Genomic DNA, 24,223 nt, shown 5'->3' on the forward strand with positions numbered 1-24,223 from the left:
GGGCAGATTCCGGAAGCACCAGTCCGAGAGGGTTTCGCGGTTCCGCTCAGCCCAGTTTCTCGTCAACGGCAGCTTCCCCGAAGGTCGCCATGTTCTTGTGAACGTGCAGGGCCGTCTTGCACAGGACGGCCGCCAGTGCAGCGCCACTCCCCTCCCCCAACCGCATCCCCAGATTGAGCAAGGGTTTTGCGCTCATCTTTTCGAGCGCGCGCGCATGACCGCCTTCGGCCGAGACGTGACCGAAAAGGCAGTGATCGATAGAAGCGGGATTGACCGCATGAGCGATGGCGGCAGCGGCCGTTGCCACAAACCCGTCGACGATCAGCGGCACCTTCTGGTGCCGGGTCGCGATGATCGCGCCCACCATGGCAGCGATTTCGCGCCCGCCCAGATTGGAGAGAACCTCAAAGGGCGTATTGAGCCGCCCAGCATGACGGGCCAGAGCCCGATCGACGGCATCGGCCTTGCGCTTGAGCCCCGCATCATCGACACCAGTGCCGCGTCCCACCCAGTCGGCGCCGGTGCCGCCATAAAGCCCCGCGTAAATCGCGGCTGCGACGGTGGTGTTGCCGATTCCCATTTCGCCGATGCACAAAAGGTCGACGTCCCCCGCGATGGCCTCCATGCCATAGGCGATGGTTGCTGCGCAGGTCCGCTCGTCCATGGCGGGGACAACCGTTATGTCACCGGTCGGCACGTCCAGGGCCAACTCGAACACCCGCAGATTGATTTCATGCAGCGCGCAAATCTGGGAAATTGCCGCACCACCCTTGGTGAAATTGTTGACCATCTGTTTGGTAACATCAGGCGGAAAGGCCGAAACGCCCTGATCGGTTACCCCGTGATTGGCGGCAAAAATGGCAACCATCGGATCTTCGAATGTCGGTTCGGCCTTGCCCTGCCAGCGAGCCATATGCTCGACCAGAAATTCCATCTCACCCAGCGACCCGGCCGGTTTGGTCAAATGCGCGTCGCGCGCCCGCACCGCCGCAACCGCCGCCTCATCGCCGTCCGGCCCGAGCATCAGGAGATCTTGGAAATCGGTGAAGGCTTGGGCAGACATGGTCGCTCCCGGATTCGAGTGATATGAGGGGCGCTCCTTTTGGGACGAAAAGAGGAAAAACGCAATTGATCGATGCCGACAAGCACAGCAGGACTTCCAACGCCGGCGCGTCGCCCGCAACAGACGGTGGGGTCATCGCAGACCTAGTCATGGCGCTGCGTTTTTTTTCGCGTCTGCCGACCGGGGGGAGACCTCACATCGTCCCCAATCTCGATCGAATCGCGCGTGTGCTGCCACTCGCCAGCATCCTGATCGGGATCGGCCCGGCAATTCTCCTGCTGATCGCCATTGCGGGCGGCATTCCGTTCCTGTTTGCGGCCATTGCGGCCGCCGCTTGCTCAGCCATCGTGACCGGCGCCATGAGTGAGGACGCCGCAGCGGATTCAGCCGACGGGCTGTTTGGAGGCGGCACTGCCGAGCGGCGGCTGGAAATCCTCAAGGACAGCCGCCACGGAACCTATGGCGTGCTCGCCATCGTCTTTGTGGTCGGGCTCAAGGTCGCTGCCCTTTCTTCCCTGGCGGCACATGGCGGATTGGTCGCGGCGTCCGTTTGGCTGGCAGCGGCACTGCTTGCGCGCTCGGGCGGGCTCTATATCGCCATGACGTTGCCACCGGCGCGCATCAGCGGAGCGTCCGCCGCCGCCGGCAGGCTCTCGCGGAACGCTTTCGGGTTCGGGCTCGTTCTCGCTCTCGTCATCGCTGCGGTTCTTGCCGTGCCGTTCGTTGAGCCACTTGGCCTTTTGCTAGGCGCCTCCATCGCCGCAATCATCGCTTTGGGATGGACACGGCTTTGTGATCGGCTGGTGGGCGGCCAAACGGGCGATCTCATCGGCGCTTTGCAGGCGCTGCTTGAAATTGCCCTATTGGCAACCTTTATGCGTATGATCGCTGCTTGAACGCTTTTGGATCTTTCATGCTGTTTGTTGGTTTCGCCATCCTGATCGTGGTCGGCCTTGCTGTCGCCATCAGCGCCGATGCCGGTGCCGTCTTCGGGCTGACGCAAGCGCAGACGGCGAGCGCCATTCCGCTCGTGGTGATCGGAACGCTGATTGCCAGCGCCTTGGTGGGACGCCGGCACAGGCTGGGTGAGATCCTGTCGGGGTTCGTCATCTGGATCGCCATCGGCGGCATTCTGGTGCTCGGTTACACCTACCGAAGCGACCTTGAGCGTATGGGGCAGCGGGTGTTCGGCGCCCTGCAGCCCGGTGCCGCCATCGTCGACCCACAAACAGGAAACGTTCACGTCTCCCGCTCGTTCGGTGGCAGCTTCAGCATCGACACCCGGATCAACGGCACCGAGGTGCCCATGATCTTTGACACCGGCGCCAGCGCCGTTGTCCTGTCCCAAGGCGATGCGGAGGCAGCCGGCATCGATACTGACAGCCTGCGCTATACAATTCCCGTTCAGACGGCCAACGGCACGGGCACTGCGGCTCCCATCCGGATCGAGCAGATCGAGGTGGGCAATATCGTGCGCCGCAATATCCGTGCCTTCGTGGTTGAAGACAGCGCGCTGGAAACCTCGCTTCTGGGCATGACGTTCCTCGAAACGCTCTCGCGCTATACCGTCAGCCAAGACTCCCTGGAGCTTCACGATTGACCTCCGCTCCCGGAGCGAAGGCTTCAGCCAGGAGGTCAAAGACAATGCGCATTCGCGGGCTGGTGCGCAATTCACGGTGTACGGTGAGCCATACGGGCGCCGGCAGGGGCTCCATCTGGGGCAGGATGCGCTCGAGGTCCGGGAACTGATCCGCAGCGTCGGCGAAGGTCAACCCGACCCCTAGCCCTCGCCTGATCAACTCCAGCCCCACCAGCGAGCTGACGCAGAGCCAGCGAAAGTTGCCACGGGTTACCGGTATGCCGCGCTTATTGAGCTCCTGGTCAACGGCGTCGTCGGGGGCAAAGCCGACAAAAGGCGCCTCGGCAAGGTCGCTGGGCTGTGTGGGCCGGCCGAATTTCTCGATAAAGGAGGTTGCCGCGTAGAGCCCCACTTCCGTGTCCCGGCACCGGCGCGTGATCAGATCTTCATGATCGGGCCTGACATGACGAATGGCGATATCGGCTTCCCGGCGCATCAGATCATCGATCGAATTTGAAGCAATGATTTCGACCTCGATTCCCGGCGCAACGGTATAGAGCTTTTGGAGGATGGGCGGGAGAACATGGGCGGCCAGAATGTCGACCGCCGTGATCCGCACCCTGCCCTCCAGCGCCTGCGATTGAGAGGACGCCGTTATGGCAATCCGATCGGCTGCGGCGCCCATGGCGCGCACATGCTCGGCCAACCGCCGCCCACCATCGGTCAGCGCCAGCCGCCGCCCCACGCGCTCGAAGAGCAGCAGGCCAAGATCGCCCTCAAGAGCGGCAATCTGCCTGCTGAGCGTGGGTTGTGTCAGCCCCAAAGCCTTGGCCGCGGCCGAAAGAGAGCCCGCCTCGACGGTCGCGAGGAAGGCGCGCATCTGGTTCCAATCAAAGCCGGGTGGTCTCGTGTTCATGCAAATATGTATAGCGTTCGTACAAAATTGCGCAATTTCTCTATGAGCCGGATTGCAGTAAACTGGGAACAATGGAGCGGGACTGAGGGAAGCTGCGATGACTGCGACAAGCAGGTTCTGGGACAAGACTGCGGACAAATACGCGCGTCTGCCGATAACCCACGAAGACGACTACGAGACAAAGCTCCGGGTCACGCAGGGCTATCTGCGGCCCGACATGCGCTTGCTCGAATTCGGTTGCGGGACCGGCGGAACAGCGATTGCGCACGCCCCTCACGTTGCTCATATCCTGGCGATCGATTTTTCCGAACGCATGCTCGAGAAAGCGCGCCAGCGTGCTCATGAGGCCGAGGTTACCAACATAACTTTCGAGCGCGCCGACATCACCACTTTGCCACTCCCCGACCAACCCTACGACATGGTGCTCGGTTTGAGCATTCTGCATCTGCTCAAAGATCCCGATGCCGTCATCGCCAGAGTCTATCGCATGCTCAGGCCGGGGGGATATTTCGTCTCAAGTACGGCATGTCTGGGGGATACCATGGGCTATTTCAAGGTGTTAGCACCTATCGGACGCGCGCTGGGCCTGCTGCCGATCCTTAAGGTCATGAGCACCGACGAGGTGATCGCCAAGATCAAGCGACCCGGTTTCGAGATCGCCCATCGTTGGAAACCCGGCCCAGACCGGGCGCTGTTCGTGGTGGCGCGCAAGCCGGGGTGATAGCGCTCAGGCGACGCGAACCGCCGCCTGATCGATCTGGGCAAAAGCTGCAGCGATCACTTCGGGCCCTGCGCCAGGCTTGCAGGCTTCGACACTCAGAATCTGCCGGAAACGCCGCGCACCGGGCAGTCCGTTGGCCAGGCCGAGCATGTGGCGGGTGATCTGGTTGAGGCGCGTGCCCTTGCCCAACTCGACTTCCGCATAGGCGGTCATGGCGGTCTCGATGTCATCGAGTGTTACCGCAGCGCGCTCCTCGCCGAATATTTTTTCGTCAGTGACGCCCAAAATCATCGGATCGTGATATGCGGCGCGACCGAGCATGACGCCGTCGGTATGCTGAAGGTGAGTTTCACACTCCTCGAGCGATTTGATGCCACCGTTTATCATCACGGGAAAATCGCCAAGGCGCTGTTTCAGCCGATACACCCGATCGTAGTTCAGGGGCGGTATGTCCCTGTTTTCCTTGGGTGAAAGCCCCTTGAGCCAGGCTTTGCGCGCATGAACGTAGAGTGCGTCTATGCCAGTCGGAACCACCGCATCAACGAAGCGATCGAGGTCGGCCTCGATGTCCTGTTCGTCGATCCCGATGCGGCATTTGACGGTGATCGGGGTGTCGGTCGCCTCGGCCATGCCCAATAGACACTGGGCCACCAACCCCGGTACGCCCATTAGACATGCTCCGAACTGTCCAGATTGAACCCGGTCGGACGGGCAGCCGACATTGAGGTTGATTTCGTCATAGCCGAACCGATCGCAAATCCGGACGGCCTGAGCCAATTCGAGCGGATCGGACCCACCCAGTTGCACCGCCACCGGATGCTCGCTGTCATTGTACCCCAGCAGCCGTTCGGCATCCCCATGCACCAGCGCCGCACTGGTGACCATTTCGGTGAACAAGAGCGCATGCGAGGTCAACTGCCGGTGAAGATAGCGGCAGTGCCGATCTGTCCAGTCCATCATGGGCGCGATAGAAAATCTGCGACCCTCAGAAAGCATAGCTTTTGCGCTTTTTTCAATATATTCCAGCGACATGGGGCTTGCTCGTTTCTGTCGTTTTTTGCTCGTTTATGATCGTGTTTGACCGTTTTGTCGTACCCAGTACAACAATGTCGTACTGAAAAGGAGAATGTCGTACCATGGGCACTATAGTAGAGCGCAAGCGCAGGAACGGCTCAACCGGCTACACCGCTCAAATCTTGATAAAACGCGGGGGCAAGATCGTCTACCGCCAAGCCCAAACCTTCGACCGCAAACAGGCGGCAAATGCATGGATCAAAAAGCGGGAAACCGAACTAGCCGAACCCGGCGCAATCGAACGGGAGAATGCCCCCAAGGGCACTCTTGCCGATGCAATAGATAAGTACACCGAAACCTCGGCCAAGGCCATCGGCAAGACCAAGGAACAAGTTTTGCGTTCTATCAAAGGCTACCCTATTGCCGAATTGGGATGTGACGCAATTCGGTCGGATGACATTGTAGCGTTTGGACGCGAACTTCACCAGAAGATGCAACCCCAAACGGTCGGAAACTACATGTCCCATCTGGCGGCGATCTTTGCCATTGCCCGGCCTGCATGGGGCTACCCGTTGGACCCGCAAGCCATGAAGGACGCCAGCGCAGTGATGCGTCGGTTAGGCTACACGTCGAAATCAAAGAAGCGCGAGCGGCGGCCCACATTGGCCGAACTCGACAAGCTCATGACAGCGTTCAAGGCCAAACGAGCGTTTCGCCCGAATTCAAACCCGATGACTCATATCGTCGCGTTCGCCTTGTTTTCGACCAGACGACAAGAGGAAATCACGCGGATCAAATGGGCCGATCTGGACGAAACCAAGAGCCGCATACTGGTGCGCGATATGAAGCACCCCGGCGATAAGATGGGCAACGACACTTGGGTTAATCTACCGCCCGAAGCGATGGCTATTATCAAAGCCATGCCGCGCGTGCAGGAACGTATTTTTCCTCATGGCACAGACGCAATTTCGGCTGCATTCACGCGCACGTGCCAGGACCTTGAGATTGACGACCTGCGGTTCCACGATTTGCGCCACGAAGGCGCATCCCGGCTCTTTGAAATGGGCTGGCAGATACCAAACGTCGCCGCAGTTACTGGCCATCGCACTTGGGCGAGCCTGCAACGATACACCCATCTCGATCAGGCGGGCGATAAATACGAAAATTGGCCTTGGTTTGAATTTGTGACCAGCGCCTAACCCAGCGTCGGGGCTCCCGGCGCTCTAAATAGCCGCTCCAATGGTGGGGTGGTCGAACCTAAAATGAATAGCCCCGAGTTTCGTGGACACCCTCGGGTTAGTTTTCCTGCTGTCGTTCGAACTCGACGGGTGACAGCATCCCGTTCCGGACGTGCTTTCGTTTTGGGTTGTAGAACATTTCGATGTAGTCGAACACGTCCTGCCTTGCCTCTTGGCGTGTTCGATAGGTTCTGCGCCGTATCCGCTCACGCTTGAGCAGATTGAAGAAGCTTTCTGCCACAGCGTTGTCGTGGCAATTCCCCCGTCGGCTCATTGAATGCTCAAGATTGTGATGCTTGAGAAATGCTGCCCAGTCCATGCTGGTGAACTGGGAACCCTGGTCGGAATGAATCAGGACCTTGTTCTTGGGCTTTCGACGCCACACTGCCATGAGCAAAGCCTGCAACACGACGTCGGTTGTCTGGCGGCTGTGCATTGACCAGCCGATGACACGACGTGAGAACAGGTCGATGACAACGGCCAGATAGGCAAAGCCTTCCTGGGTTCTGATGTAGGTGATGTCGGTCACCCACGCCCTGTCTGGAGCCTCCACATCGAACTGGCGGGCCAAGGTATTGTCGACCACGATCGAGGGCCTGCCGCCATAGGAGCCGGGCCGTCGCTTGTAGCCGATCTGCGCCTTGATCCCGGCAAGCCTCGCAAGACGAGCAATGCGGTTGGCACAACTGGTCTCTCCCTGATCGAGAAGGTCGTCATGGAGCTTGCGGTAGCCATAGACCCTGCCGCTTTCCTTCCAGGCATTGCTGATGAGCTCCGTCTGACGTGCATCTTCCAACGCCCGCTTGCTCAGCGGATTCTTCAGCCACGCGTAGAAACCGCTGGGTCGGATGCGCAGGCAACGGCACATTGCCCGAACCGTGAACTGCTGGCGATGCTCGGCAATGAACGCGTATCTCACTTTGCATCCTTGGCGAAATACGCGGTGGCTTTTTTTAAGATGTCGCGCTCCTCGGTGACGCGCGCCAGTTCCTTCTTCAGTCGCCGGATCTCTGCTGTTTGATCCACATCGTCCGATCCCGAGGGCTTAGAGAACTTCTTTTTCCAAGCATAGAGCGAATGCGGGCTCACGCCGAGACGCTTCGAAACCTCCGCAACGGGGTATCCCCGCTCGGTAATCTGCGCGACCGCATCACGCTTGAACTCATCACTGAAATTGCCAGACCGCATCATGGCCTCCTTGCCTCAAATTTAGGGAAGAAGGCGTCCAGAAATCTAGGGGCTATTCAGACGGCGAATGGCGCGTGGTCGCCAACGGCATTGAAACCGTTCAAATTGAGGAAACCCCTGCCGGGGCGAAATTGGTTCTGGAAAAGAGCGATGGCGGGCGCGTTCAACAGAATCTGACCTTCGCTAAGCACTGAGGCCGCGCGATGAAACCTAAGAATGAGAAATTGGGAACGCACGCGACCCAGTGGCGCTGGGCTTATCTCGACAAGCGATTTTATATGAAACGCGACCCTGAAATTGCAGTATCGCGCCTAATGTTCAATCAATCCTATTTCCTCTGGGAATGCCCTGACGAAGCCGATCCGGCAAGCGTGATCGAAGGCCGCTTTGAATTGCAGATTGAGCGCCGTGGTTTTTATCCTGACAAACCGGCTGGCATGATCACGGTTGAGGGCCAGCGAGTCCTGAACGTGCCGATCACGCGGGCCGAACGGAATAAGAAGCTTTGGGAAGCGCGGCGGGAGAAGGTGGCGAAGGCGGCCTAATAGGGCTGTCCAGTAGCATTAAATTCTCAAAAATCACTTTCAGATTGACATTATCGGATTATTTTGCTATGTAGATGGCATATTTTGCTACATAATAGGCAAAAAGGAGTAAAAATTAGAAAAAGGAATTTTTAGGATGCGTATTTTGGATTTTTCCGCCCGCGTTCGGGCAGGGCTTCTTGACTGAAGCATCGAACGACAACCACAGCACAATCGCCATTTTGTTGGCGCAATACGGCCAGCGCGTCGTGATCCCGGTCGAACAGGTTTGTCGAGATTATTTTAGCCATCTGGACCCTGCCAAATTCGTCCGCAAGGTGAATGAGGGCGCAATTGCTATTCCTATGATGCGAGTGGAGGCCAGCCAAAAAAGCGCTAAAGGCATTCACGTAGCAGACCTTGCCGAATGGCTCGACGCACGGCGGGAAGCAGCGCGCAAAGAATGCAGACAGCTAGCCGCCTAGTCCAATTCGGTACGACGAGAAGTACGACACAACCCACAAAGCGCCTGCGATTCGGGCACGATCCGTCCAGTCCATCATGGGCGCGATGGAGAATTCTCTATTTTTTCGGTCACCTACAGATATTTCCTAAATCATACCGAGATCGGGCCGACCGACATTGCGGTCCTTCGTAATAAATATGCCTTTCACCACCCGATTTTTCAAAGTGTTACCATCTCAATGTAAGCTTGGGTGCGCCGATAAAGTTCAGATATGGGCGATCAGGCCTCCCCAACCAAATCCCGAAAAAATCCTGCTTAGCCAAATGGCTAGCGAAGTTCTGCCTGGTGCGATGCTCTGTTGGATCCCTGTGGGAAGCGCACTAGGCCGGAACGGCACGAGCCAGTGACTGACCCGCCGGGATGGTCGGCGATGCGGCGTTGAGCTGCTCGACGGCAAATCCCGCTGCTGACTTGTATTTGGCCATGAACGCGCTGCGTTCGTGGGATGGAATGACGTCTTCGATGTCCTCGAATACGCCGCCGCACCGCTCGTCGACAATGTTGAGCAGTCCGAACGGTCCGGCGCTGCGGTTGCGCAGGATGACCTGGGAAATCGGGCCGCAAAGCTTTTCATTGTAGGCGGCCAGCGCGGCCGGGGTGATGCCTTTTTCGAGCATGGCGGCACCGAGCACGCGAGCGTCGACGATCGCCTGGCTGGCGCCATTCGAGCCGGTTGGGTACATGGCATGCGCGGCGTCGCCCATCAGTATCACCGGCCCGTCCTGCCATGTATCGACCGGATCGCGGTCGATCATGGGGTTCTCATAGGCGATGTCGGCGCGGCTCAACAGGTCCGGCACGTCCAGCCAGTCATAGCGCCAGTCGGCGAAATGGTCGATGAACTCTTCGACAGCGGTGGGCCGGAACCAGCCGCTGTTCGTCCAGTCCCCGCCGGTCTCAACGGTTCGCTCGGCGATCCAGTTGATGGTGGCAAGCCCGGTTTCAGGATCGACCGGGGAGATGGGATAAAAAACCAGCCTGTGCCGGTGCGTGCCCAGCCCCACGAAGGATGAGCCGGTGCGGATCGGCTTGGCCTTTGTGGTGCCGCGCCACATGATGGCGCCGCCCCAGTTGATGGGAGGCTGATCGGGGTGCATCTGGGCGCGGATTTGAGAGTGGATGCCATCGGCGCCGACAAGCAGCGTGCCCGTCTCTTGCGCCGTATGGCCGTCCGCGAGACGGATTTGCGCGCTAACGGTGCCGTCGGAAGCGTGCTCGTAGCCGGTCACCCTGTGGCCGAGCTTGACGCAGCCGGGCCCGGCGCGCTCGACGAGCTTGTTGTAGAGCAGCATGTGCAGGCGGCCGCGATGGGCCGAATATTGCGGCCAGCTGTAACCGGCCAATAGTCCGCGCGGCTCGGAATAGATGTCGTTGCCGTTGAGCCCGACCAGCGCCCATTCCCTGGATGGCACGCCGATCGTATCGAGATCGTCAGGGCCGATGCCGAGGTCATAGAGCTCGCGGACCGCGTTGGGCTGGAGATTGATCCCCACCCCCAGCGGAGCGAGTTCGCGTGCGGACTCAAATACGGTGAATTTTACGCCGATCTGATGAAGCGTCAGCGCCATGGCCAGACCGCCAATGCCGCCGCCGGCGATGAGTACGCGAGGTTCGGTCACTGATTTCCCCTATCTCTTTTTCGCGGAAACTAGCCAATTGCGGCGGCAGTGTCCAACCCGCCGGCCCGCTCGAGCGGCGATCTTCCGTTGTCAGTCGATGGCGTAAAGATCGATCTGAACGGCATTGGCCAGCCGCGCACCGGTGCCCACGAACATGGTCTTGTTGATCCATGCGTAATCTGGATGGCCGGTCTCGAGCCGGGCACCGCTTCGCATGTAATAGGATTGCGGTGGGCAGGCTTCTCCCGCCGCCAGCCTTTGGATCACGTCCTCGGGGCCGTGCCGGATGCCGAAGTTGCGTATCTCGATTACCGCACCGTCATCGGTTTCGAAGGCGTAGCGCGCATCGAGTTCGGCAATGCCTCCCTCCAGGATCATCTGCCAATCGGCGCCCATGTCGAGAATGCGGCCGGAAATCTTCGGTCCATGCACGCGCCCACCCTTGATGGGTATGACCCGCTTTGTGCCGGCGGCGGACGGTCCCACGCTCACGGGCTTGGAGAGATGGACCTCGAGGGTACAGAAATAGCTAAGGCCGGGGGTAGGAAGAGAGGTCAATATTGGCTCGTCGATGTGGTTGGCGCCGGAAAGCCATAGCCTGACCAGCCGCGAATATCCACCGCCGTTCGTGCGATGGGACCTGCCGCTCAACGTTCCACGCCAGCGTTCTGATCCCGGCGGTCCTGGTGTCAAAGCGCTCGCTCTTTAGTCGTCGTCGAATTATTTCGCGATCCTCCGACCGGCAGGGCGATGGCGCCCGCGGTAAGGACGGTGGCCAGCATCGCCATGTTGTGAAGGTATTTGGGCAAGGGCTCCACATCGCCAAGAAGCGGGAAATAGGCAAAGGCATTGCGCCCATGAAGGGCGTCGTCCGCCATTTTGTATATGTGGTGCACAAGGGGCTTGCTTCAAGACCCTCGCCTCGTCGTAAACGACTTGCCCCTGACACTATGTGAGGCTGAGAAATGTTCAATTTCGATCATCAAGTGATCATCGCCGGAGGCGGCCCGACAGGACTGATGCTGGCGGGCGAGCTGGCGTTGGCGGGCGCAGATGTCGCCATTGTTGAGCAGCGGCCAAACCAGGAGGTTGAGGGCTCCCGAGCGGGCGGCCTGCACCCGCGCTCAATCGAAGTCCTCGACCAACGTGGCATTGCCGATCGATTCATCGCCCAAGGCGAGAAGCACCATGTGGTCCATTTTGCCGGAGCGCTTCTCGATGCCAGCGATCGCCCGTCCCGTCACAATTACACACTCGCACTGTGGCAGGAGAAAATCGAACTGGGCCTCGCCGAATGGGTTTCGGAACTACCGGCGAAATTCTATCGCAGCTGCAAGGTTACCGGCTTCACCGAGCGCGATGACGGCGTATCCGTCGCCCTGGATGATGGCCGGTCACTGGGCGCGCAATATCTTGTCGGTTGCGATGGCGGGCGCAGCATCGTGCGCAAGAAGGCCGGCATCGGTTTTCCGGGCTGGGATTCCGATATCAGCTATCTGATCTTCGAAGCGGAGATGTCGGGCCCGCAACTTGGCATCCGTCACGGCCCGAAAGGTCTTTATGCCATCGGTCCGCTGGACGGCGAAAATCGCTTCCGCGGCGTGATAACCGAGCAAGAACTCGAACGGGGAGACGGACCCGATATCCATGACCTGCGCCGGGCGCTGGCCGCGGCGTATGGCACCGATTTCAGCGTTCGCAACGTCACCTGGCTCTCACGCTTCACCGATGCCGCGCGTCAGGCCGAAACCTATCGCAAAGGCAGGATCCTTGTGGCGGGCGACACCGCCCATGTCCACTCCCCCGCAGGAGGACAGGGGCTGAACATCGGGCTACAGGATGCCGTCAATTTGGGCTGGAAACTCGGCCAGGTGGTCAGGGGAATTTCAGCGGACGATTTGCTGAACTCCTATCATACAGAGCGACACCCCATCGGAGTGGCCCTGCTCAAAAGCACCCTTGCGCTGACCGCGCTGAATCGTGGCGACGAACGGACCAATGCCCTGCGTGAGATGATGGCCAAAGTGATGCAAATGGACGGGCCGCGAAAATGGTATGCGGCACAGATGTCCGGATTGGACGTGCATTACGACCTTGGCGAGGGTCACCCACTGTTGGGGCGGCGGATGCCCGATCTCGACATCACGACCGCAAACGGCCCGACGACGGTCTTCAATCTTCTTTACGATGCCCGGCCGGTGCTGCTGACCTTAGGCGAAACCGAGAACTTCGATATCGCGGATCGGGAAAACCGCATCAAGCTGGTTGAAGCGACGTTGGAGGGAACCATCGAGCTTCCCGTCATCGGTGCGGTCGAAACGCCTGCGGCAGTCCTGATCCGGCCCGATGGACATGTTGCCTGGGTCAAGGATGGGAATCCTGGAAGCCTTGGCGGTGCAATCGCCAAGTGGTTTTGACCGCAACGTGGTACTGACGGGGAATGGAGCAAGGTGGGTGTCCTGTATGATCGTTCGGTTCACTGGATGGGCCATCGACCGGCGTACGGCGAGTTCTGGCATGGCACCTGGGAGAACGGCAGAAGCTATATTCGGCGCATCGATCCTTCTAGCGGTGAAGTGCTGCAGCGACTGGACATGCCGGGCGGGACGGCGGTTTCGGGCCTCGAATCCGATGGCGGCGACCGCTTTTTCTGCGGGGGCGGAGACGGCCCGGTGGTCCGCTCGATCCGAAGACCGAGCCGTATCGTCCCGTAGTGATCGGGAACACCCCCTCGCCTCGGTCCATGCCGGCTTGCGGAACGCCATCTTTTGTCTGAAGCTTCCGAACAGTTCCGAGATTGCACGAACGCATGGCCCACTCTAGCGAACCCGCCAGTCTCTGGCGCAAGGAAACAAAATGAGTTTCGTCAACAGAACCGAGGCTGGTCGCAGGCTGGCGAGGGCCCTCGCAGATTATCGGGACATGGAGCCGGTCGTTTTTGCCCTGCCCCGTGGCGGCGTTCCTGTGGCTGCCGAAATCGCCGAAGCGTTTTCAGTGCCCCTGCATCTTCTCATCGTCCGCAAGATAGGCGTGCCGGGCCAGCCAGAGCTTGCCGCTGGTGCGGTTGTCGATGCCGAACACCCGATCGTCGTGCGCAACGACGATGTGATCCGCGGCGCACGGGTTTCAGAAGCCGAATTCGAAAAGGCGATGCGGGACGAAGTTGAGGAGATCAAACGCCGCCGTTCCGTTTATGTGGGTGAACGAGCATATCCGGAGATCAAGGACAGGATCGTGATTGTCGTGGATGACGGCATCGCGACGGGAGCGACAATGCGAGCGGCTCTGCGGGGGTTGCGCAGCCGCGGCCCCCGACAGATCGTGGTGGCGACCCCTGTCGCGCCGAGCGAGACGCTGAATCTGTTCACACAGGCCGATCAGGTCGTCTGTCTTGAGCGTTTCAGCGATTTCGGCTCGATCGGGGAATATTACGGCGATTTCCGCCAGGTCGACGATGCCGAAGTCATAGCGGCTCTTGAGAAGTCCAGGCGCGCCGAGCGCTAGGCCGGGCGGTCAAGCGCAGCGATGTGACGCTCGATCTCGGACGTCGGATGATTGACGAGATCGCTGGCAAGCTCAGTGACAATCCTGTCGCGGTTCGCCTTTCCGGTGCTCCGAAGGACGCCCAAGGCCTTCGGCGGGGCCACAATCACTATCCGGGTCGACTTGCGCTCCTCGGCTATGCGGTCGAGTTCCCGCGCCGTTTCACTGAGAAACGCCACTTCGGCCTCGGCGTGCCGGTCGGTCTGATCTGAGCCGCTGCGCGAGCCGTCATGGCTGTCATAGACCCGCGTCGGACGGTCCCGGCCCATATCACGGGCGGGCGGGTGAGGCTCTACCTGTACGCTCAAAGGCTTGCGATTGGGTGCCTTCTCATCGCCGGCATTCTCAAAAAACAGCGCCTTGGCGCCATCGCAGACGAGAACCAGTGTGTCCTTGGGAAAAATTGGCCGGCGGGAAGCGCGCATGACCGAGACCTCGCAACTACTTTTCAATGGTGCGGAAGGCGTGGTCGCGATCCGCTGCGGCCAATGTTGTCCCGCTCGGCGCTACCAGCATTGATCGGGATCAATTGGGGCGACGCCCGAGGATTGAGATTCACGCCGGCGAGATCGGTTTCGAACTTGCGTGTTTGATCGTCCAAGGGCAGCAGTTTCGCGCGCTCATGCGTCCAGCGAAGCGCATCTGGTGAAATGATCTTCACTAGCCATCCCGATGCACCATTCTGGCTCACGAGAAAGTCCGGATCCGAGTTTGCTTCGGCGGAGCGTAACCGTCGTTGATCGGCGTCAAGGACCGTCGCCAACTCGAAGACGTGCAGCCTGCTATCGCCAATCAAGGTTTTCACCCAGATGGACTGGCGGGGAGTTTGTCTGCTGGTGGCGCTAAATTTGCACTGGCGCCCAACTATTGCTGCGTTCGCTGGCAAAGATGGCATCGAGCACGGCCATATTGATGATCGCATCGGCCACGTCGTGCTCAAGCGGCTGCTTTGCAGTTATGGCTCGGGCAAAGGCGTTGGCCTGCTCAGTATATTGATCACAGGCGGGCACAATCTCGCGGCGCGCCAATTCTCCACCCAGGCTTTCCCCTTTGTCGATCACGATCGCAGTATGCCGATCGGCCGGCGCATTGAACGGAATTGCTATCTCGAGCCGGCCCGATGGCCCCAGGATCTCCAGAGACTGGGCCGGTACGAGCTGGGTGGCGCTGGTAAAGTTCAGTTGGCGCCCCTCGCCGAAATCGAGCAACACGCTGGCCAACCGATCGGTGCCGAAACCGGGGTCGCGATCAATCAGCGCCAGGGCGCGCACGGGCGTAGCCTCAAAGAAATACCGACCGGCCACAACCGCGTAGCAGCCGATATCGAGTAGCCCCCCCGCCCCCGATCTCGGCCTTGTTGCGCACATTGTCCGGTTCGACGTTGTGATAGGCGAAAAGCGCTCGCATCGCTTTGACCTCCCCCAGCTCGCCGGACCGCACAATTTCCCTGGCCCGCTTCCACTGGGGGTGATGGCGCACCATGAAGGCTTCCCCTATCAGGATCCCCTCTGGCGCCGACCGGAGGCGTCGGGCGTCGTCTGCGGTGATGCCGATAGGCTTTTCACAGAGCACATGCTTGCCCTTGCTTGCCGCCGCCAGGGTAAAATCGACGTGCAGATGATTGGGCAGTGGATTATAGACGGCGTCGATCTGGGGGTCGTCGAGCAACTGCTCATAGCTGCCGTACGCCCTTGGTATGGCAAACCGGTCGGCAACCGCCTGGGCTCGCGCCCCATTGCGCGATGCAATCGCAACGATCTCGGCGTGGGGCGATTTGAGCAGTCCGGGAATGACGTGATTGATGCCGATGGCTGCGGTGGACAAGATTCCCCAGCGGATTTTTTTGTCCCTACTCATGCGCGGCTCCTGTTGATGGCTTGAAAGATTGAACAAGGCGGCCGGTGCGGTTGGCCTTCAGGGCCTGCCGTCTGCTTGCACGGCCCTGAGCGCATCGGCCACCAGGGCATGATCTGCAACGTCGGTCAGGCCGCTCACGGTGGCCGCCCCTATGACACCCGCAGAGCGCACGACGATGGGAATGCTGCCCCCGCTGGCGACGTAGTCGGCTTCGGGAATGCGCCAGCGCTTGGAAAAATCCCAGTTCTTGTGCTGGGCCTCAATACGCATATACAGCGAACTCTTGTGAAACCGCACCGCCACCGCCCGCTTGCGCCGGACCCAATCGATATTGTCGGGCGTCGCTCCGGGCATGAGCGCGAGAAAGACCGGTGCATTGCCATGGGAAACTTCAATGGCGATCGGCAAGCTCTGGCGTGTTGCGGCATCGCGGATATAGGCCCCGATGGCCCAGGCGACGGCATAATCGAAGCGCTCGAGAACGAGGCTCTGGTGTTGGGAGGTCAGCTCTTCAAGCGTTGGTTCGATGGGGCTCATTGGGATGTCCTTGACTGTGGTGCTACATGGCGGAATAGCCGCCATCGACGTTGATGATGGCGCCGGTGACGAAGGCGGCAGCCGGCGAGCACAAGAACAGGGCGGCGCTGGCGACATCGTGCGGCTGTCCCCATCTGCCCATTGGCGTGCGCTCGAGAATGCCGCGAGAGCGTTCGGGATCGTCACGCAGACCTTGGGTAAGAGGCGTTGCGATCCAGCCGGGTGCCACTGCGTTGACGCGGATGGCATCGGGCGCATAGGCGATGGCGAGAGACTTGGTCAGTTGCGCGATACCGCCCTTGCTGGCCGCATATCCGGGCACAAGGCCGCCTCCGAAAAAGGACAGCATGGACGCCATGTTGAGAATGGCCCCGGTTGGCGATCTGGCCAAAGCAGGCCGCGCCGCCGCACAGCAGCGCATGGCACCATTAAGGTTCACCTCGACAATCTGGGCGAAAACCGATGGGTCGAGCTCTTCACCGCGCCGGATGATCCCGGCGCAATTGACGAGGCAATCGAGTTCGCCCAGAGCAGCGACCTCGGCTTCAACAGCCGATGAGTCGCGCACATCGAGCGTGATGGCGGTCGCGCGGGACAATCGGGGGTCGGCGGCCAGGGCTTCGATTTCCTGGTCACTAACGCCGGTGACAGTGACATTGGCTCCGGCCGCGAGAAAGCCTTGCGCGATCGCCGCGCCGATGCCCGAGCTGCCACCCACCACCAGAACGTGCCTATCACAGTACCACTCCTGCGCCCAGGAAAAGCTGACAGGATCGGCTTGTATCATCGGTCTCAACGAATGAACCGGTCGAGGTAGTCGGCGCCCAGCCCGACCGATTCATAGTGCTCGCGACACATGTCGATCTTGCTGAACACGTCCTCGTATCCGGTGTGCCTGTTATCGGAATCGAGATAGATCATCGAGCCGGTGATGTTGAAAAACGTGATCATTTCCGGGCAGTCTTCCGGAACCACAAGCGTATGGATTTCACCGGGTGGCTCGAAGACGTATGATCCGGTCTCGGCAACCCAGTCGTGCTCGAGATAGTGCCAGCGCCCCTTGATCACATAGCCATGCACAGGATTGGGGTGCAGGTGACGCGAGAGCACGCCCGAGCGTCTGACCCGCAAAAGATTGCACCACTGCCCCGCGAGCGTATTGAGCATGAGCGGGCGAAACCAGACGCCTTCGGCCTGGGGCACCCAGACGCGCTCGTCCTCGGGTATGGCGGGCACGGCGATCTCGGCAGCGGCCAGGACGTGCGTTGAACCGTTCATGTTCCGGTACATATATGGTCTCCGATCACTATGAGGTCAGCCCGTGGTGCCCTGCTCGGCTTTCCAGGCGCGATATTCGTCTTCCGCCGCTTCGCTGAGAGGGTAATATTTGCGCAGGTCTCCGCCCTGCGACAGACGAAGGCGCGAGAACTCTTCCCACTCCACGTGATGGCTGCAGCGCTCGATCAATTCCTCGGCCATGGCAACGGGAACCGAGACGACGCCGTCGTCATCGGCGACGATGATGTCTCCAGGCATGACCAGAACATTGCCGCACGCGACCGGCACGTTGACAGCAAAGGGAATGATTTCGGTCTGGGCGTGATAATTGGGCGTCACGCCCCGCACCCAGATGCCAAGATCGAGTTCCTTTGCCTTGGCGGAATCGCGGATGCAGCCATCGACAACGATGCCCGAACCGCCGCGACCGGCCAGGAACGTCAGCATCATCTCGCCGAAAATTCCGCTCGCCATATCGGCGCGCGCATCGACAACGACCATGTCGCCGGCCTGCGCGGGATAAAGCACGTGGCGATGGAGCTGCAGCTCGGGGTTCTCGTACTCGCCGGCGCCATAGATGTCTTCGCGCTTGGGCATGCACAGGAGCGTCAGTGCGGGACCGGCGACCGAATAGCCCTGCCGCAGCGCATTCGGCCCGCGCATATGCGGATTTCGAATGCCCATGAAGGAGAGTTCACTGCTTGCCGTCGCCGATCCGATTGCGGCCAGTGCGTCGCAGATGCGTTTGGCGGGACGCGTTATGTCCTTGATTTCCGATGGTGATTGCACAGCGTGCCTTTCCTGTAATGTGTATCTGCCGGACGCGTCAGATCCACCCGCCGTCAGCGATATGGTTCTGACCGGTGATTGCCGAGGCCTCCTCGGAGCATAAAAACAGCGTCAGCCGGGCGATATCGTCGGGGACGAGCCGGCGCTTGAGAGCCTGACGCTCCTCGCGCATGGCATCGGCCTCGGGCGTGAGCCATTTTGCGATCTGCCGTTCGGTCATGATCCAGCCTGGAGAAATTGCATTGACGCGGATACCGTCAGGGCCGAAATCGCGGGCCAGGGACTTGACGAGACCCAATATGCCTGCCTTTGCAGCGGTATAGAGCGGCATGCCGCCAAAACCGGCCAGCCAGGAAATCGAACTCATGCAGATGATCGATCCTCCGCCCAGTTCGCGCATGCCTTCGATCACGGCCTGGGAAGCAAAGAATTGATGCCGGAAATTGACTGCCATCAGGGCATCAAAGTCCTCCGGGGTCACATCAAGGGCCGGGTGGCGGTCATCGCGTGCAGCGTTGTTGATCAGGATCGCGACCGGTCCCAAAGCGCTCCGCAGATCGGCGATGCCTTTGCGCAGGGCGACAATGTCGGTGATGTCCACGGCAAAAAACCGCGCCGATTGACCTAACGCGGTCAATTGGCTCTCGAGAGCTTCGCCCTCGGTCCGGTCGATATCGAAAAATCCAACATGCGCACCCTGGGCGGCAAACGCGCGTACAATGGCGGCGCCGATGCCACCAGCACCGCCGGTCACAAGGACTGTCTTGCCTTTTAGGTCCGGATAGATCGCAGTCATTATCGTCTCACGCGCTCAATCTTGCGCCAGTTTCGGCATCAAAAAGGTGCAGCCTGTCGGGGTTGAACCGTACGGGCAAAGCGCTGCCCGGACGGCTCGAAATGCGCTCACGGAATACCCCGCTGATGTCCGTCCCAGCGACGGTGAGGGTGACGTGGGTTTCAGAGCCGGTCGGTTCGATCGTAACGATCGTGCCCGAGAGACCGGCTTCATCAAGGACCAGATCTTCCGGCCGAACGCCGAGTTTGACCGCCTGGCCCTCGACCACACCGCGCGTCTGACCGAGAGGGACGACCGTTCCATCGCTCGCGACGAATTGGCCATTGGCGATACGGCCTTCGACAATGTTCATGGCCGGTGAACCGATGAACTCGGCGACAAACAGATTGGCCGGTTCATCGTAGAGTTCGAGCGGTGTGCCGATCTGCTCGACAATGCCGTCGTGCATCACGACTATCCTGTCGGCCATTGTCATGGCTTCGATCTGGTCGTGGGTGACGTAGATTGTAGTCGTACCCAGCCGCTGATGAAGCGCCTTGATCTCGGTGCGCATGGCAACGCGCAATTTCGCATCGAGGTTCGAAAGCGGCTCATCAAAAAGAAACACTTCAGGATCGCGAACGATGGCGCGCCCCATGGCCACGCGCTGACGCTGGCCGCCCGAGAGTTGGCGCGGGTAGCGATCGAGCAGCTTTTCAAGCCCCAGGATACGCGCTGCATCATCAACGCGCCGCGTGACTTCGGGCTTGGGGGTACGCGCAAGATGAAGCGAGAACCCCATATTCTGGGCGACTGTCTTGTGGGGATAGAGCGCATAGCTCTGGAAAACCATGGCGATGTCGCGCTGTTTGGGCGGCAGATCGTTGACCACCCGCTCCGCGATGGAAATCGTGCCGCCCGATATCTCTTCGAGGCCAGCAATCATCCGCAACAGCGTGGATTTCCCGCAGCCCGACGGGCCGACGAGTATGACAAATTCCCCGTCGGCAATATCGAGTGAGACTCCATGAAGGACCTCTACCGCCCCATACGCCTTGCGCGCTTCCTTTATCGATACCGTACCCATTGTCAGTTCCCGTCTGTCGCATTCGCTTGGTGTAAAATGGTGCTCAATCGTCCCAGGCAGGCGCCTTGTCAGGATCGATCATGCGGTCGCCGCGATCGAGCTTGCGGATGGCCCCGATATCGTCCGCGTCCAAAGTGACCCCGGCTGCCGCCATGTTCTGGGCCAGCCGTTCTGAACTGGAAGAGGCCGGAATGACGATGTGCCCCTCGGCCATGAGGAAGGCCAGAGAGATTGCAGCGGCCGAAACGCCATGCTTTTCGCCAATCCCGCCAAGAACCGCGTCCTTGCTGACCTTGCCCTTGGCCAGCGGCATATAGGCCGTGAGCGGCAAGGCTTTTTCTTTGGCGTAGGCCGTGAGTTTTGGGGCTTGAAGGAAGGGGTGCAGTTCCACCTGGTTGGTGCTCAAGGCACCGGCACCCAGCAGCGTCTCGGCCTTCTCGAGCAGGGCTATCGGAAAGTTGGAAACGCCTATGCGTTTCGCCCAACCCTTCTCCTGTGTGTGCGCCAGGGCAAGCATGTAATCCTCGAAAGGCACCGCATCCTTGTCCGATGGCCAATGGATCAGCAACAGATCGACCCCGTCCACGCCAAGGGTCTCGAGGCTCTTTTCGACCGAAGGCAGGAAATCGGGCTTGGCCAGGTTGGTATCGGCGACCTTGGTGGTGATAAAGACCTCCGAGCGCGCCAGCCCGGATCGGCGAACTGCTTCGCCGACGCTGGATTCGGTATCGTAGCTTTGAGCCGTATCGATGTGGCGATACCCGATCTCAAGTGCATTGAGAAGGGCCGAAACGCCGTCCTCGCCCGTGCGCCCGAACGTGCCGAGCCCGAGTTTTGGGATACCTTGGGCGGTCGTTGCGATCATTGTTGCTAACTCCTCGAAACATCTCAAAAATTGGCGGGCTTCAGCCCTTGGTGGCTCCGGCCGTCATTCCGCCGACAAACATGCGCTGCATGGACAGAAACAGGACGGCAATGGGCACCGTCATGATCATGGACGCCGCCATGACCGCACCCCAGTCGGTGTTGAACTCGGTTGTGAATTCGGCAAGCCCGATCGGCAGGGTCTTGACCGAAGAGTCGGTGGCAAAGGTCAGTGCGAAGATGAACTCGTTCCAGGTGGTAACGAACGAATAGACCAGCACCGCGATGATTCCGGGGATGGAGAGCGGCAGGGTGATCCTGAACAGAACCCCGATGCGCGAAGAGCCATCGATAATGGCCGCCTCTTCAAGCTCGACCGGAATGGAGCGGAAATAGCTTGTGAGCATCCACACGGCCAAAGGAAGCGTGATGATCATGTAAACGAGGATCAACCCCAGATAGGTGTTGACCAGCCCCAGCGTGCGCAAGGTGACAAACAGCGGCACGATGATCGCGGCCGTGGGCAGAAGCTGACCGATCAGAACGAAGGACTGATAGAACGTCTTGCCCCTGAACTTGAACCTGGCAAACCCATAGGCGGCAAATATCGCGATGAACAATGCCAAACCGGTCGCGCCGAAAGAGATGATCAGGCTGTTGAGGAAATAGCGTGGCACATTGGATTCAAACAGGACGGCCCGGTAGTTCTCCAGGGTGGGCATGGCGGGGAACCACACCGGAGGGATTGTGTAAAGTTCCCGCAACTCCTTGATCGAAGAGACCCACATCCACAGGAAGGGGAACAGACACACCGCGGCCACGAGCGCCGCACAGACATAGATCAGGACAAAACTTGCTTTGGATCGTCTCACAGCGCCTTCTCCTCTCGGGCCGATGACACCTTGATGTAGATGGCCACGATGACCATCACCGCTGCAAAGAACAGCACGGACAAGGCGGCGGCCTGGTTGAACTGGACCGATTCAAAAGCGAGTCGGAAAATCTGGATGGGCGTGATCAGGGTCAGATTGGCCGGACCGCCTCTGGTGATGGCGTATATCGTCGTGATGTGATTGAGCGCCCAGATCACAAGTAGCAGCGTGACGGCGACTATGACCGGACGAACCTGAGGCAGGGTGACGTGCCAGGTTTCGTCAAGAAAGTTCGAGCCATCTACCCGCGCGGCTTCATAGAGATCCTTTGGGATCGATTGCAGGCCCGCCAGCACCATGATGGAAACGAACGGAAAGAGCTTCCAGACGTTTATCGCGATCATTGCGGGCATCACGGTATCGGGATTGGTGAGCCAGCCGATGGGCTCGTCGATCACGCCGGGCGCCGTCAGCATGTAGTTGATGATGCCGAACTCGGTGTGAAACATCCATGCCCAGGTCAGCGCTGCCACGATACCGGGGACCACCCAGGGAATGACGGCGATCGAGCGCAGGATACCGCGCCCAGGAAACTTCTCATTGAGAAGGATGGCCGTGGCCGTGCCGAGAATGACCTGAAGGACGACCGAGCCGCCAACCCACCACAAAGTGTTGGTGAAGGCGATCGGCGTGGTACGCGCACCCAGGACCCGTTGGAAATTATCGATGCCAACGAAGTTGCCTTGCTGATCGGTGACGCTGAGCAGACCCGTATACATGACAGGATAGGCAATCAGCATGGTCAGCACTATGAGAGCCGGCAGTGCAAACAAAAGCCCCGGGGATATCCGTCCCATGATGACACGCTCCAGAATTGATGAGGATGGAGTGCCAGCCGAATGTCTTCGGCCGGCACTCCTTTGGGAGGCTCAGTACTGGTCCAGGAGATCCTGGATATCGAGAGCCGCATCATCCATCGCGGCCTGAGCATCCTGCTGACCGATCAGAATCCGCTGAATGCCATCGAAATAGGCCTGAGTGATCTGCACCCATGCCGGGTGCGTGGGCACCGGCTGCGTAAAGGGCAGCACTTCGCGATAGGGGGCCAGCTGCGGGTCCTGGAAGCGTTCCATATCCATTGCCGACTCACGGGCTGGAAAGGTGTCGGTGTAAACACCCATATTCTCAGGCTGCGCCATCCACTCGATGAAGATCTTGGCTTCCTCGGGATTGTTGGCGTCGGTCGGGACAATAAAGCTCCAACCACCCAGAATTGCGGACGTATCAGCCCCCTCGGGATGAGGCATGGTCATCACACCGAGATCGATATCGGGATTTTCCTGCGCTATCGACGCCAGATCGAACTGACCGGCCTGATACATCGAGACAGCCTCGGCAATGAAGAGGCGACGGTTGGCCGTGCCGTCATTTTCGAGCGTCGAGGAGGGAGATACGCCATGCTCGACGAGCATGTCTGTATAGAACTCAACGGCCTCGACTGCCTCGGGCTGGTTGACGGTCGCCTCTGTGGCGTCATCGGAGATGATGGAGCCGCCATTCATCCAGATGAAGGGCAATGAACGAAAGATCGTGTTGCCGACCTCGCCGCCGCCGGTGATCGCAAACCCATACCGGCCATCACCGGTCAGCGCCAAAGCGGCGTCGACGAGTTCGGACCATGTCTGGGGAGGACTATCGGGGTCGAGCCCGGCTTCCTCGAAATGACCGCGGTTGTAAATGACCGCCAAGCCCTCGGCTCTGAAGGGAAGTCCGTAGGTCTCACCTTCCCAACGGACATAATCGAGCGCGGCGGGAATGAAATCATCCGGATCATTGATGATGTCGTCAAGCGGCATGACCAGGCCGTTCTGGGCATATCCGGCAATCCAGCCGTGCTGAACATCAATGATATCGGGCGCCGAACCAGATTGCAGCGCCGTGATGACGCGCTGCGGCAGACCATCTGACGTCGTTTCTTCGATCACGATGTCGATATCGGGATGCTGTGCTTCGAACTGCTCGACGAGCTCGGTAGCTCGCGGCGCGTGGAAATTTGGGGACCACCAGGTGACCGTCCCGGCCATTGCGGTTCCGGCCATCATGGCCAGGGTCGATGCACTTGCCGCCAAGACGGCGGTCTTTCTGAAAATCATCATGTTCTCCTCCCTGGGCGAAACATTCGCCAGTTGGGCTCGATATCCGAGCCGTCCAGATCACCGGTCAGCGATATTTG

29 protein-coding genes and 1 pseudogene are annotated in these 24,223 nt (G+C 59.7%); 9 read left to right on the plus strand and 21 right to left on the minus strand.

All coding sequences use genetic code 11. The annotated features are described in order from the left end of the window. Positions 1–46 precede the first annotated feature (46 nt). Positions 47–1,063, minus strand: a complete 1,017-nt coding sequence (gene cobT, locus OF122_RS14535; protein WP_264224910.1) for a nicotinate-nucleotide--dimethylbenzimidazole phosphoribosyltransferase — start codon at positions 1,061–1,063, stop codon at positions 47–49. Between the two features lie 149 nt (positions 1,064–1,212). On the opposite strand from cobT, the gene OF122_RS14540 reads away from it, so the two are divergent. Both OF122_RS14540 and OF122_RS14545 read left to right on the plus strand, forming a co-directional pair. Continuing rightward, entirely contained in the window at positions 1,213–1,959 is a 747-nt protein-coding gene (locus OF122_RS14540) for an adenosylcobinamide-GDP ribazoletransferase (RefSeq protein ID WP_264224911.1), read from the plus strand. A gap of 17 nt (positions 1,960–1,976) precedes the next feature. Beyond that, entirely contained in the window at positions 1,977–2,663 is a 687-nt protein-coding gene (locus OF122_RS14545) for a retropepsin-like aspartic protease family protein (RefSeq protein WP_264224912.1), read from the plus strand. Here OF122_RS14545 and OF122_RS14550 read toward each other — a convergent pair. Then, on the minus strand, positions 2,632–3,558 hold the full coding sequence (locus OF122_RS14550) for a LysR family transcriptional regulator (RefSeq protein ID WP_264224913.1): 927 nt from the start codon (positions 3,556–3,558) through the stop codon (positions 2,632–2,634). The genes OF122_RS14545 and OF122_RS14550 overlap by 32 nt on opposite strands. 97 nt (positions 3,559–3,655) lie before the next feature. Between OF122_RS14550 and OF122_RS14555 the strand changes: the two genes are divergently transcribed. Further along, positions 3,656–4,279 carry a class I SAM-dependent methyltransferase gene (locus OF122_RS14555; RefSeq protein ID WP_264224914.1) on the plus strand — a complete coding sequence of 208 codons (624 nt, stop codon included), beginning with the start codon at positions 3,656–3,658 and terminating at the stop codon, positions 4,277–4,279. A 6-nt stretch (positions 4,280–4,285) separates the two neighbouring features. Here the strand turns inward: OF122_RS14555 and dusA are convergent, their stop codons facing one another. After that, the gene (gene dusA / locus OF122_RS14560) at positions 4,286–5,236 is read right to left on the minus strand and encodes a tRNA dihydrouridine(20/20a) synthase DusA (RefSeq protein WP_408636246.1); all 951 of its coding nucleotides are present in this window, start codon (positions 5,234–5,236) and stop codon (positions 4,286–4,288) included. 179 nt (positions 5,237–5,415) lie between these two features. Between dusA and OF122_RS14565 the strand changes: the two genes are divergently transcribed. Beyond that, entirely contained in the window at positions 5,416–6,492 is a 1,077-nt protein-coding gene (locus OF122_RS14565) for an integrase (RefSeq protein WP_264224915.1), read from the plus strand. A gap of 97 nt (positions 6,493–6,589) precedes the next feature. On the opposite strand, the gene OF122_RS14570 is transcribed toward OF122_RS14565, so the two are convergent. Further along, a protein-coding gene (locus OF122_RS14570; protein WP_264224916.1) for an IS3 family transposase occupies positions 6,590–7,719 on the minus strand; the annotation gives its coding sequence in 2 pieces (ribosomal slippage) (positions 6,590–7,476 and positions 7,476–7,719; 1,131 coding nt in all). Between the two features lie 203 nt (positions 7,720–7,922). On the opposite strand from OF122_RS14570, the gene OF122_RS14575 reads away from it, so the two are divergent. After that, complete coding sequence (locus tag OF122_RS14575) at positions 7,923–8,264, plus strand: hypothetical protein (RefSeq protein ID WP_264224917.1); 342 nt, start codon at positions 7,923–7,925, stop codon at positions 8,262–8,264. A 179-nt stretch (positions 8,265–8,443) separates the two neighbouring features. Further along, on the plus strand, positions 8,444–8,728 hold the full coding sequence (locus OF122_RS14580) for a pyocin activator PrtN family protein (protein WP_264224918.1): 285 nt from the start codon (positions 8,444–8,446) through the stop codon (positions 8,726–8,728). A 361-nt stretch (positions 8,729–9,089) separates the two neighbouring features. On the opposite strand, the gene OF122_RS14585 is transcribed toward OF122_RS14580, so the two are convergent. The 3 genes from OF122_RS14585 to OF122_RS14595 form a co-directional block, all read right to left on the minus strand. Beyond that, a complete protein-coding gene (locus tag OF122_RS14585) occupies positions 9,090–10,388 on the minus strand; it encodes a flavin-dependent oxidoreductase (protein WP_264224919.1) in 1,299 nt (432 codons plus the stop codon). Between the two features lie 90 nt (positions 10,389–10,478). Then, entirely contained in the window at positions 10,479–10,946 is a 468-nt protein-coding gene (locus OF122_RS14590; protein ID WP_264224920.1) for a DUF3237 domain-containing protein, read from the minus strand. 131 nt (positions 10,947–11,077) lie between these two features. Continuing rightward, positions 11,078–11,266, minus strand: a complete 189-nt coding sequence (locus OF122_RS14595; RefSeq protein WP_264224921.1) for a hypothetical protein — start codon at positions 11,264–11,266, stop codon at positions 11,078–11,080. A gap of 87 nt (positions 11,267–11,353) precedes the next feature. On the opposite strand from OF122_RS14595, the gene OF122_RS14600 reads away from it, so the two are divergent. The 3 genes and pseudogenes from OF122_RS14600 to OF122_RS14610 all read left to right on the plus strand — a co-directional run bounded on the left by OF122_RS14600 (position 11,354) and on the right by OF122_RS14610 (position 13,892). Continuing rightward, entirely contained in the window at positions 11,354–12,805 is a 1,452-nt protein-coding gene (locus OF122_RS14600) for an FAD-dependent monooxygenase (protein WP_264224922.1), read from the plus strand. A gap of 87 nt (positions 12,806–12,892) precedes the next feature. Next, positions 12,893–13,102 (plus strand): annotated as a pseudogene (locus OF122_RS14605) (glutamine cyclotransferase); the annotation flags it as partial. 142 nt (positions 13,103–13,244) lie between these two features. Beyond that, positions 13,245–13,892 (plus strand): phosphoribosyltransferase, encoded by a 648-nt coding sequence (locus OF122_RS14610; RefSeq protein WP_264224923.1) that lies wholly within the window; start codon positions 13,245–13,247, stop codon positions 13,890–13,892. Here OF122_RS14610 and OF122_RS14615 read toward each other — a convergent pair. The 14 genes from OF122_RS14615 to OF122_RS14675 form a co-directional block, all read right to left on the minus strand. Further along, complete coding sequence (locus OF122_RS14615) at positions 13,889–14,356, minus strand: host attachment family protein (RefSeq protein WP_264224924.1); 468 nt, start codon at positions 14,354–14,356, stop codon at positions 13,889–13,891. The two genes, OF122_RS14610 and OF122_RS14615, sit on opposite strands and share 4 nt — an antisense overlap. 23 nt (positions 14,357–14,379) lie before the next feature. Next, positions 14,380–14,727 carry a hypothetical protein gene (locus OF122_RS14620; RefSeq protein WP_264224925.1) on the minus strand — a complete coding sequence of 116 codons (348 nt, stop codon included), beginning with the start codon at positions 14,725–14,727 and terminating at the stop codon, positions 14,380–14,382. Positions 14,728–14,773: 46 nt separating this feature from the next. After that, positions 14,774–15,298: a Gfo/Idh/MocA family protein gene (locus OF122_RS19690; protein ID WP_332844091.1), complete on the minus strand. Its 525-nt coding sequence runs from the start codon at positions 15,296–15,298 to the stop codon at positions 14,774–14,776. Then, positions 15,213–15,788 (minus strand): Gfo/Idh/MocA family protein, encoded by a 576-nt coding sequence (locus OF122_RS19695; RefSeq protein ID WP_319019372.1) that lies wholly within the window; start codon positions 15,786–15,788, stop codon positions 15,213–15,215. The genes OF122_RS19690 and OF122_RS19695 overlap by 86 nt, the downstream gene beginning before the upstream one ends. A 57-nt stretch (positions 15,789–15,845) precedes the next feature. After that, positions 15,846–16,325 (minus strand): heme-degrading domain-containing protein, encoded by a 480-nt coding sequence (locus OF122_RS14630; RefSeq protein WP_264224926.1) that lies wholly within the window; start codon positions 16,323–16,325, stop codon positions 15,846–15,848. 22 nt (positions 16,326–16,347) lie between these two features. After that, the gene (locus tag OF122_RS14635) at positions 16,348–17,112 is read right to left on the minus strand and encodes an SDR family NAD(P)-dependent oxidoreductase (RefSeq protein WP_264224927.1); all 765 of its coding nucleotides are present in this window, start codon (positions 17,110–17,112) and stop codon (positions 16,348–16,350) included. 5 nt (positions 17,113–17,117) lie between these two features. Then, the gene (locus tag OF122_RS14640) at positions 17,118–17,615 is read right to left on the minus strand and encodes a 2,4'-dihydroxyacetophenone dioxygenase family protein (protein ID WP_264224929.1); all 498 of its coding nucleotides are present in this window, start codon (positions 17,613–17,615) and stop codon (positions 17,118–17,120) included. 24 nt (positions 17,616–17,639) lie between these two features. Next, positions 17,640–18,392 carry an RraA family protein gene (locus OF122_RS14645; protein WP_264224930.1) on the minus strand — a complete coding sequence of 251 codons (753 nt, stop codon included), beginning with the start codon at positions 18,390–18,392 and terminating at the stop codon, positions 17,640–17,642. Between the two features lie 37 nt (positions 18,393–18,429). Then, positions 18,430–19,188 carry an SDR family NAD(P)-dependent oxidoreductase gene (locus OF122_RS14650; protein WP_264224931.1) on the minus strand — a complete coding sequence of 253 codons (759 nt, stop codon included), beginning with the start codon at positions 19,186–19,188 and terminating at the stop codon, positions 18,430–18,432. A 7-nt stretch (positions 19,189–19,195) separates the two neighbouring features. Continuing rightward, entirely contained in the window at positions 19,196–20,254 is a 1,059-nt protein-coding gene (locus OF122_RS14655) for an ABC transporter ATP-binding protein (protein ID WP_264224932.1), read from the minus strand. A gap of 43 nt (positions 20,255–20,297) precedes the next feature. Next, positions 20,298–21,119, minus strand: coding sequence for an aldo/keto reductase (locus tag OF122_RS14660; protein ID WP_264224933.1), 822 nt, complete (start codon positions 21,117–21,119; stop codon positions 20,298–20,300). A 40-nt stretch (positions 21,120–21,159) separates the two neighbouring features. Further along, positions 21,160–21,990, minus strand: coding sequence for a carbohydrate ABC transporter permease (locus tag OF122_RS14665; RefSeq protein ID WP_264224934.1), 831 nt, complete (start codon positions 21,988–21,990; stop codon positions 21,160–21,162). Then, complete coding sequence (locus OF122_RS14670; protein ID WP_264224935.1) at positions 21,987–22,847, minus strand: carbohydrate ABC transporter permease; 861 nt, start codon at positions 22,845–22,847, stop codon at positions 21,987–21,989. The genes OF122_RS14665 and OF122_RS14670 overlap by 4 nt, the downstream gene beginning before the upstream one ends. Before the next feature lie 72 nt (positions 22,848–22,919). Further along, complete coding sequence (locus tag OF122_RS14675) at positions 22,920–24,146, minus strand: ABC transporter substrate-binding protein (RefSeq protein WP_264224936.1); 1,227 nt, start codon at positions 24,144–24,146, stop codon at positions 22,920–22,922. Positions 24,147–24,223: the final 77 nt, after the last annotated feature.

The organism is Pelagibacterium flavum (assembly GCF_025854335.1).
Classification (GTDB): domain Bacteria; phylum Pseudomonadota; class Alphaproteobacteria; order Rhizobiales; family Devosiaceae; genus Pelagibacterium; species Pelagibacterium flavum.

Bases quoted from the DNA above. Each gene is read 5' to 3' on its own strand.
- OF122_RS19695 (WP_319019372.1), bottom strand. From the start codon at position 15,788: ATGAGTAGGGACAAAAAAATCCGCTGGGGAATCTTGTCCACCGCAGCC.
- OF122_RS14650 (WP_264224931.1), bottom strand. From the start codon at position 19,188: ATGACTGCGATCTATCCGGACCTAAAAGGCAAGACAGTCCTTGTGACC.
- OF122_RS14660 (WP_264224933.1), bottom strand. From the start codon at position 21,119: ATGATCGCAACGACCGCCCAAGGTATCCCAAAACTCGGGCTCGGCACG.
- OF122_RS14555 (WP_264224914.1), top strand. From the start codon at position 3,656: ATGACTGCGACAAGCAGGTTCTGGGACAAGACTGCGGACAAATACGCG.
- OF122_RS19690 (WP_332844091.1), bottom strand. From the start codon at position 15,298: ATGTGCGCAACAAGGCCGAGATCGGGGGCGGGGGGGCTACTCGATATC.
- OF122_RS14610 (WP_264224923.1), top strand. From the start codon at position 13,245: ATGAGTTTCGTCAACAGAACCGAGGCTGGTCGCAGGCTGGCGAGGGCC.
- OF122_RS14640 (WP_264224929.1), bottom strand. From the start codon at position 17,615: ATGTACCGGAACATGAACGGTTCAACGCACGTCCTGGCCGCTGCCGAG.
- OF122_RS14670 (WP_264224935.1), bottom strand. From the start codon at position 22,847: ATGGGACGGATATCCCCGGGGCTTTTGTTTGCACTGCCGGCTCTCATA.
- OF122_RS14655 (WP_264224932.1), bottom strand. From the start codon at position 20,254: ATGGGTACGGTATCGATAAAGGAAGCGCGCAAGGCGTATGGGGCGGTA.
- OF122_RS14575 (WP_264224917.1), top strand. From the start codon at position 7,923: ATGAAACCTAAGAATGAGAAATTGGGAACGCACGCGACCCAGTGGCGC.
- OF122_RS14565 (WP_264224915.1), top strand. From the start codon at position 5,416: ATGGGCACTATAGTAGAGCGCAAGCGCAGGAACGGCTCAACCGGCTAC.
- OF122_RS14630 (WP_264224926.1), bottom strand. From the start codon at position 16,325: ATGAGCCCCATCGAACCAACGCTTGAAGAGCTGACCTCCCAACACCAG.
- dusA (WP_408636246.1), bottom strand. From the start codon at position 5,236: ATGGACTGGACAGATCGGCACTGCCGCTATCTTCACCGGCAGTTGACC.
- cobT (WP_264224910.1), bottom strand. From the start codon at position 1,063: ATGTCTGCCCAAGCCTTCACCGATTTCCAAGATCTCCTGATGCTCGGG.
- OF122_RS14550 (WP_264224913.1), bottom strand. From the start codon at position 3,558: ATGAACACGAGACCACCCGGCTTTGATTGGAACCAGATGCGCGCCTTC.
- OF122_RS14545 (WP_264224912.1), top strand. From the start codon at position 1,977: ATGCTGTTTGTTGGTTTCGCCATCCTGATCGTGGTCGGCCTTGCTGTC.
- OF122_RS14540 (WP_264224911.1), top strand. From the start codon at position 1,213: ATGGCGCTGCGTTTTTTTTCGCGTCTGCCGACCGGGGGGAGACCTCAC.
- OF122_RS14675 (WP_264224936.1), bottom strand. From the start codon at position 24,146: ATGATGATTTTCAGAAAGACCGCCGTCTTGGCGGCAAGTGCATCGACC.
- OF122_RS14595 (WP_264224921.1), bottom strand. From the start codon at position 11,266: ATGGCGGACGACGCCCTTCATGGGCGCAATGCCTTTGCCTATTTCCCG.
- OF122_RS14635 (WP_264224927.1), bottom strand. From the start codon at position 17,112: ATGATACAAGCCGATCCTGTCAGCTTTTCCTGGGCGCAGGAGTGGTAC.
- OF122_RS14615 (WP_264224924.1), bottom strand. From the start codon at position 14,356: ATGCGCGCTTCCCGCCGGCCAATTTTTCCCAAGGACACACTGGTTCTC.
- OF122_RS14600 (WP_264224922.1), top strand. From the start codon at position 11,354: ATGTTCAATTTCGATCATCAAGTGATCATCGCCGGAGGCGGCCCGACA.